We start from the raw sequence: 7,504 nt of genomic DNA, 5'->3' as shown, positions 1-7,504 counted from the left end.
AAACATCATGTTATCTCTTTCTCACGCCCCCGCCCCGCGGGCCCGCCCCCCCGCCCCGCCCCCCGCCGCTTCCGGGTGGTCCGGGGCCGCTGTCGGATCGGTGAGGGTGGGTGTTGATCCGACAGCGGCCCCGGAGTCGTGCGGCCGTGTCTCAGCGGCTGTCGCTGCCCTTCGATTCGGCCGCCGCCCGGCCCGCCTCCAGCCGCGCGACCGGAATGCGGAACGGCGAGCAGGAGACGTAGTCCAGGCCCACCTCGTGGAAGAAGTGCACCGACTCCGGGTCCCCGCCGTGCTCGCCGCAGACACCGAGCTTGAGGTCCGGGCGCGTGGCCCGGCCCGCTTCGACGGCGCTGCGCACGAGCGAGCCGACGCCGTCCTTGTCGATCGTCTCGAACGGCGACACCCCGAAGATGCCCTTCTCCAGGTACGCGGTGAAGAACGATGCCTCCACGTCGTCCCGGGAGAAGCCCCAGACCGTCTGGGTGAGGTCGTTCGTGCCGAAGGAGAAGAACTCCGCCGCCTCGGCGATCTGGCCGGCGGTCAGCGCGGCACGGGGCAGCTCGATCATCGTGCCGATGCTGAGCCTCAGCCGCGTACCGGTGGCCGCCTCGACCTCGGCGATGACCCGGTCGGCCTCCTCGCGGACGATCTCCAGCTCCTGGACGGTGCCGACCAGCGGGATCATGATCTCGGCGCGGGGGTCGCCCTTGGCGTTCTTGCGCTGCGCCGCCGCCTCCGCGATCGCGCGCACCTGCATGGCGAACAGCCCCGGGATGACCAGCCCCAGCCGGACACCGCGCAGCCCCAGCATCGGGTTCTGCTCGTGGAGCTTGTGCACGGCCTGCAACAGGCGCAGGTCGTTCTCGTTGGCGTCCTTGCGGGACTCGGCCAGCGCCACCCGCACGGACAGCTCCGTGATGTCGGGCAGGAACTCGTGCAGCGGCGGGTCGAGCAGCCGCACGGTGACGGGCAGCCCGTCCATCGACTCGAACAGCTCGATGAAGTCGGCCTTCTGCAGCGGCAGCAGCGCGGCCAGGGCCGCCTCCCGCTCGTCGTCGGTGTCCGCGAGGATCAGCTTCTCGACCATCTCGCGGCGCTCGCCGAGGAACATGTGCTCGGTGCGGCACAGGCCGATGCCCTGGGCGCCGAAGCGGCGGGCCCGCGAGGCGTCCTCGGCGTTGTCCGCGTTGGCGCGTACACGGAGCCGGCGCACCCGGTCCGCGTAGGCCATGATCCGGTGCACGGCGGCGACGAGTTCGTCGGCGTCGTCGGCTCCCGCGTGCATGCGGCCCTCGAAGTACTCGACGACCGGGGACGGTACGACGGGTACCTCGCCGAGGTACACCTTGCCGGTGGAGCCGTCGACGGAGACGAGGTCGCCCTCCTCCACGACGGTGGAGCCGACCGTCAGCCGGCGGCGCTTGGTGTCGACCTCGATCTCCTCGGCGCCGCAGACACAGGTCTTGCCCATGCCGCGGGCGACGACGGCGGCGTGCGAGGTCTTGCCGCCGCGCGAGGTCAGGATGCCCTCGGCGGCGATCATGCCGTCCAGGTCGTCGGGGTTGGTCTCCCGGCGGATGAGGATGACCTTCTCGCCGGACCGCGACCACTTGACGGCGGTGTACGAGTCGAAGACGGCCTTGCCGACGGCCGCGCCCGGCGAGGCGGCGATGCCGCGTCCCAGCAGGACGGTGCTGGCCTTGTCGTCGAAGCGGGGGAACATCAGCTGGGCGAGCTGCGCCCCGTTGACCCGCTGCAGCGCCTCCGCCTCGTCGATGAGGCCCTGGTCGACGAGCTGCGTGGCGATCCGGAAGGCGGCGCCCGCGGTGCGCTTGCCGACCCGGGTCTGCAGCATCCACAGGTGACCGCGCTCGATGGTGAACTCGATGTCGCAGAGATCCTTGTAGTGGGTCTCCAGCGTCTCCATGATCTTCATCAGCTGGTCGTACGACGCCTTGTCGATCGACTCCAGCTCGGCGAGCGGCACCGTGTTGCGGATGCCCGCGACGACGTCCTCGCCCTGCGCGTTCTGCAGGTAGTCGCCGTAGACGCCCTGGTGGCCGCTGGCCGGGTCACGGGTGAAGGCCACGCCGGTCCCCGAGTCGGGGCCGAGGTTGCCGAAGACCATCGAGCACACGTTGACGGCTGTGCCGAGGTCGCCGGGGATGCGCTCCTGGCGGCGGTAGAGCTTGGCGCGGTCGGTGTTCCACGAGTCGAAGACCGCCTTTATGGCCAGGTCCATCTGCTCGCGGGGGTCCTGCGGGAAGTCCCGGCCGGCGTCACGGCTGACGATCTCCTTGAACCGCCCGACGAGCTTCTTCAGGTCGGCCGCGTCGAGATCCACGTCGACGGTGACGCCCTTGGCCTCCTTCGCGGCCTCCAGCGCCTCCTCGAAGAGGTCGCCGTCGACCCCGAGGACGGTCTTGCCGAACATCTGGATGAGGCGGCGGTAGGAGTCCCACGCGAAGCGCTCGTCACCGGCCTGGGCCGCCAGCCCGACGACCGACTCGTCGGAGAGGCCGATGTTGAGGACCGTGTCCATCATGCCGGGCATCGAGAACTTCGCGCCGGAGCGGACCGAGACCAGCAGCGGGTCGTCCGCCTGGCCGAGGTTCTTGCCCATCCGCTCCTCGAGGGCCGAAAGGTGCGTGCTGACCTCCTCGCGCAGGGCGGACGGCTCGTCACCGCTGTCGAGGTAGACCTTGCACGCCTCGGTGGTGATGGTGAAGCCGGGAGGGACCGGCAGCCCGAGGTTGGTCATCTCGGCGAGGTTGGCGCCCTTGCCACCCAGGAGATCTTTCAGATCCTTGTTGCCCTCGGTGAAGTCGTAGACGAACTTCTGGGGATCTTTGTTTTCCGACACGGGTCTCGACTCCTCGAGGACGCGGTGGCTGCCCTGACGGCGAGGAACATACCCAGATCAAAGGTGGCTGGGTACGCCCACTTGCGCGTCGTGAGGTCCCCACCACCCGTCCGCCAGCAGATCTAAAGTGACGGGCACATCGGACGCCGTCGACCGCTCCGTTGACTTCCTGAACGCATCATCACGTGGAGTGAGCATTTTGCGCCTCACTGCACACGGACAGTCCCGGTTGCGTCGATCGATCAAAATGAAGGCGCCTGGCACGCAGTGCCATCATTTGAGAAGTACACCGACCCGTAAAGCGCTCATCTGAGCCTGGAGGCCCTCAGGGGTGGTGAGAATCACGCCGCGACACGCGCTCAGATGTCACGATCCGGACGCCCGGCAGGCACGCTCCGGTCACCCCACGGCAACGACGCGCCTGCGCAGGGTGATCGAAGCGGCCCACGAGCGCGCACCCCGCCTCGCATCCACCTCGAAAGGCGCCGACGACACACAGACAGCCCGCTCATGTGAGCGGTCCGTGAGGTGGGCACCCGGTGCCTGCGGAAGTCAGCCTCCGGAGGTGTCCAGCTCGGCCTCGGCGCCCACACCCGCGCAGTCGTAGGGGTCCTTGAGCCAGCCGTCCGGCAGGGCCACCCGGTTGTTGCCCGAGGTGCGCCCCCGGGGGCCGTCGGCACCCTCGGGCCACGCCTGGTCGAGGTCCAGCTCCCGCAGCTGACCGCCCAGCTCCTCCAGCGAGGAGGTGACCGCGAGCTTCCGGCGCATCTCGGAACCGACCGCGAAGCCCTTGAGGTACCAGGCCACGTGCTTGCGGAAGTCGATCACTCCCCGGCTCTCGTCGCCGATCCACTCCCCCAGCAGGGTCGCGTGCCGGACCATGACGTCCGCGACCTCGCGCAGGGTGGGCGTGTGCCGGACACCCGTCCCCTCGAACGCGCTGACCAGGTCGGCGAAGAGCCAGGGCCGGCCCAGGCAGCCGCGGCCGACGACCACTCCGTCGCAGCCCGTCTCCCGCATCATCCGCAGGGCGTCGTCCGCGCACCAGATGTCGCCGTTGCCGAGCACGGGGATCTCGGGGACGTGCTCCTTGAGGCGGGCGATGGCGTCCCAGTCCGCGGTGCCCCCGTAGTGCTGGGCGGTCGTCCTCCCGTGCAGCGCGACGGCCGTGACGCCTTCTTCCACGGCGATGCGGCCCGCGTCGAGGTAGGTCATGTGGTCGTCGTCGATGCCCTTGCGCATCTTGATGGTCACCGGGAGGTCGCCCGCGTGGGCCACGGCCTCGCGGAGGATCGCGCGCAGCAGGGGCCGCTTGTACGGCAGCGCGGAGCCACCGCCCTTGCGGGTCACCTTGGGGACCGGGCAGCCGAAGTTCAGGTCGATGTGGTCGGCGAGGTCCTCGTCCACGATCATGCGGACCGCCCTGCCGACGGTCACCGGGTCCACTCCGTACAGCTGGATGGAGCGCGGGGTCTCGCTCGCGTCGAAGTGGATGAGCTGCATGGTCTTCTCGTTGCGCTCGACCAGCGCCCGCGTGGTGATCATCTCGCTGACGAACAGCCCCTTGCCGCCGGAGAACTCGCGGCACAGGGTGCGGAACGGGGCGTTGGTGATGCCGGCCATGGGAGCGAGCACGACCGGCGGCCGCACGGTGTGCGGGCCGATGCCGAGCTGCGGGAGGGCGGGGGCGAGCGTGGTCATTCCCCCATTGTCGCGTACGCCGGACGGGAGCTGTTCAGGCCCCGGCGATGGCCGACGCCATCAGGCGTTCCAGCCCCCGGCGGGACTCCTCGTCGGCGGGTACGTACGACACCAGCCGCGGGCCCGCCGACGGGCCCAGCCACAGATCGGTGTGCTCCAGGCGGAGCAGGCCCACCTCCGCGTTGCGGACGAGCTTGGTCCGGTTGGAGGGCCCCACGACCTCGTGCCGTGCCCAGATCTCCCGGAACTCGGGCGACGCCGCCTCCAGACGGGCCAGGAGCGCCTTCCACGCGGGCTCGGCCAGGTGCTCCGCCATCGCGGCCCGGAACTTGGCGGCCATCACCCGGCGCGCGGCCGGCAGATCCACGACGGCGGCCCGCCACTCCTCGTGGGTGTACGCGAGGAGCATGCAGTTGCGGTCCTCCGGGGCGACGGCGTCCAGGTCGCAGAACAGGCGCCCGTAGGTCCGGTTGTGGGCGAGGATGTCGTACCGGCTGTTCTGGACGCAGGCCGGGAAGGGCTCCAGCTGGGTGAGCAGGCCCTGGAGGGCCGGGGTGACGCCGGTGCAGTCGGAGCCCGGCGCGGGGTCGGCGGCCCCGGCGAGGGCGAAGAGGTGCGTGCGCTCGCTGCGGTCGAGCAGCAGGGCACGGGCCAGGGCGTCCAGGACCTGCGGCGACACCTGGATGTCGCGTGCCTGCTCCAGCCACGTGTACCAGGTGACCCCGACGGCCGAGAGCTGCGCGACCTCCTCGCGGCGCAGCCCGGGGGTGCGCCTGCGGCGGCCCCGGTCCAGGCCGACCTGCTCCGGGGTGATCCGCTCACGGCGGCTGCGCAGGAAGGCGGCCAGCTCGTGGCGCCTGATGTCGGTCTCGGAGCCACGCGTCGCCATCGTCGTCATGCTCCCAGCGTGCCGAAGTCCCCGGCCCCTTGCCAGGTGCTGCTTGTACCAGGATAAGGAGACTCTGGTACCAGGCTGAGCGCCGGGCCATCCTCGGTGACGTGAGTGAATCATCCGTACTGACGAACGCACCCGCCGCCCACGACCGGGTGGCGCGGTTCGACCATCCGGCACCCGTCCTCGGCGGAACGGGGCTGTTCACCGTGCTGCTCGGGGCCGCCCTGCCGCTCATCGACTTCTTCATCGTCAACGTCGCCCTGCCCACCATCGACCACGACCTGGCCGCGGGCCCCGCCCTGCTGGAACTGGTCGTCGCGGGATACGGCCTCTCCTACGCCGTGCTGCTCGTCCTCGGCGGGCGGCTCGGCGACATGGCCGGGAGGCGCCGGCTCTTCCTCATCGGTATGGCGGCCTTCGGCCTCACCTCGCTCGCCTGCGGGCTAGCGCCGGACGCCTGGACCCTCGTGGGGGCGCGGGTGGCGCAGGGAGCCGCCGCGGCGCTCATGCTGCCCCAGGTGCTCGCCACCATCCAGTCGGCCACGGCGGGGCACCGCCGGGCCCGGGCCATGAGCCTGTACGGGGCCACGGCCGGACTCTCCATGGTCGCCGGCCAGATCCTGGGCGGCCTCCTGGTCTCCGCGGCCCCCCTGTCCTCGGTCTTCGGTGAGAGCGCGGGCTGGCGGTCGGTGTTCCTGGTGAACGTCCCGGTCGCGGTCGCCGGGCTGGTCCTGGCCGTCCGCTCCGTGCCGGAGACCCGCTCGGACCGGCCCGCCCCCGTGGACGTGCCGGGCACCCTGCTGCTGGCCGCCTCCCTCGTGACGCTGCTCGCACCCCTGACCGAGGGCCGCGCCGCGGGCTGGCCGCTGTGGACCTGGGTGTCGCTGGGCGCCTTCCCCTTCGTCGCCGTCGCCTTCTACCGGGTGGAGCGGCGGGCCGACGCGCGGGGGCGGACTCCGCTGGTGCCGCCGAGCCTGCTGCGGCTCGTCTCGCTGCGTCGCGGCCTGGCGCTGGTGGTGCCCTTCTCCATCGGCTTCGGCGGCTTCATGTTCGTGATCGCGGTCGCCCTCCAGCAGGGTCTGGAGATGGGCCCGGCCGCGGCGGGGCTGTCGCTGGCACCGATGGCGGCCGCCTTCTTCGCGGCCTCCCTCGCCGGCCCGCGGCTCGTGCGGCGCTTCGGCAGCCGCGTCGTGACGGCCGGTGGACTGATCCAGGGCGTGGGCGTCACGGTGCTGGCGCTGACCGTGTGGCTGGGCTGGCCCGGTCTCGGGTTCCTCGGCCTGCTGCCGGGCGTGGCGGTCGCCGGCCTGGGGCAGGGCCTGCAGCTGCCCGTCCTCTTCCGCATCGTGCTGTCCGACGTACCGGCCGAGCGCGCCGGGGTGGGCGGCGGGGTGATGACGACGACGCAGCAGGCGGCCCTGGCACTGGGCGTCGCCACGCTCGGGACGCTGTTCCTGTCCCTGGCGTCGGGGCAGGGCATGCGGGACGCGCTGGTCGTGACGCTGCTGGTGCAGCTGGCGGCCGTCGTGCTGACGACCCTGCTCAGCCTCCGGCTGCCGCGCACGGTCGGGTGAGCGGTGACGCGGGCAAGCCCGTGGGCCCGCACCGGCACACCGGTCCGGGCCTACGGTTCCGCACGTGCGAGGAGGTCAGCTCTCGGCCGGGGCGTCCTGCGCCGGTGCCGACTCGGCGGTGCCGGCGGCGCGCTCACGCATCTTGCGCACCAGCTCCTGCTTCCTGTCCTCGGCGGCCTTGCGGTCGTTGTCGCGCGCGGGACCCGCGCCCTGCTGTTCGGCGCGGGACAGCTTCTTGCGCTGTCCGCCCACACCGAGGAGGTTGTTGCGGCTCTTGGCCACGGGGTTCTCCCATTCGTGGTGAGTTACGAGGTCCGAGGTGATCGGAGCGCTCAGGGATCGATGCGACGGTCGGCGGGCGGTCGGCCCGCCCCCGGCTCACTCGTAGATCTGGAAGAACGAATACATGCCGAGAAGGTACCCCGGCCGGGCGGGGCCGCTCATCCGGTTTTCGCGGCCGCACCCCGTGCC

5 protein-coding genes are annotated in these 7,504 nt (G+C 71.4%); 1 reads left to right on the top strand and 4 read right to left on the bottom strand.

Going from position 1 to position 7,504, the window contains the following annotated elements:
* Positions 1 to 151: 151 nt before the first annotated feature.
* The 3 genes from ppdK to ABZ371_RS26160 all read right to left on the bottom strand — a co-directional run bounded on the left by ppdK (position 152) and on the right by ABZ371_RS26160 (position 5,462).
* Entirely contained in the window at positions 152 to 2,863 is a 2,712-nt protein-coding gene (gene ppdK / locus ABZ371_RS26170; RefSeq protein WP_358683910.1) for a pyruvate, phosphate dikinase, read from the bottom strand.
* 552 nt (positions 2,864 to 3,415) lie between these two features.
* The gene (gene dusB / locus ABZ371_RS26165; RefSeq protein ID WP_358683908.1) at positions 3,416 to 4,564 is read right to left on the bottom strand and encodes a tRNA dihydrouridine synthase DusB; all 1,149 of its coding nucleotides are present in this window, start codon (positions 4,562 to 4,564) and stop codon (positions 3,416 to 3,418) included.
* A gap of 34 nt (positions 4,565 to 4,598) precedes the next feature.
* Positions 4,599 to 5,462: a helix-turn-helix domain-containing protein gene (locus ABZ371_RS26160; RefSeq protein ID WP_358683906.1), complete on the bottom strand. Its 864-nt coding sequence runs from the start codon at positions 5,460 to 5,462 to the stop codon at positions 4,599 to 4,601.
* Between the two features lie 149 nt (positions 5,463 to 5,611).
* On the opposite strand from ABZ371_RS26160, the gene ABZ371_RS26155 reads away from it, so the two are divergent.
* Positions 5,612 to 7,033, top strand: a complete 1,422-nt coding sequence (locus tag ABZ371_RS26155) for an MFS transporter (protein WP_358683912.1) — start codon at positions 5,612 to 5,614, stop codon at positions 7,031 to 7,033.
* Positions 7,034 to 7,108: 75 nt separating this feature from the next.
* On the opposite strand, the gene ABZ371_RS26150 is transcribed toward ABZ371_RS26155, so the two are convergent.
* A complete protein-coding gene (locus ABZ371_RS26150; protein ID WP_358683904.1) occupies positions 7,109 to 7,315 on the bottom strand; it encodes a DUF6243 family protein in 207 nt (68 codons plus the stop codon).
* Between the last annotated feature and the right edge of the window lie 189 nt (positions 7,316 to 7,504).

Origin of the sequence: Streptomyces sp. NPDC005899 (assembly GCF_040629645.1) — a bacterium.
Classification (GTDB): domain Bacteria; phylum Actinomycetota; class Actinomycetes; order Streptomycetales; family Streptomycetaceae; genus Streptomyces.
This window is presented reverse-complemented; position numbering and strand designations above follow the sequence as displayed.

Coding starts and splice junctions, on each gene's coding strand:
- dusB (WP_358683908.1), bottom strand. CDS start 4,564: ATGACCACGCTCGCCCCCGCCCTCCCGCAGCTCGGCATCGGCCCGCAC.
- ABZ371_RS26160 (WP_358683906.1), bottom strand. CDS start 5,462: ATGACGACGATGGCGACGCGTGGCTCCGAGACCGACATCAGGCGCCAC.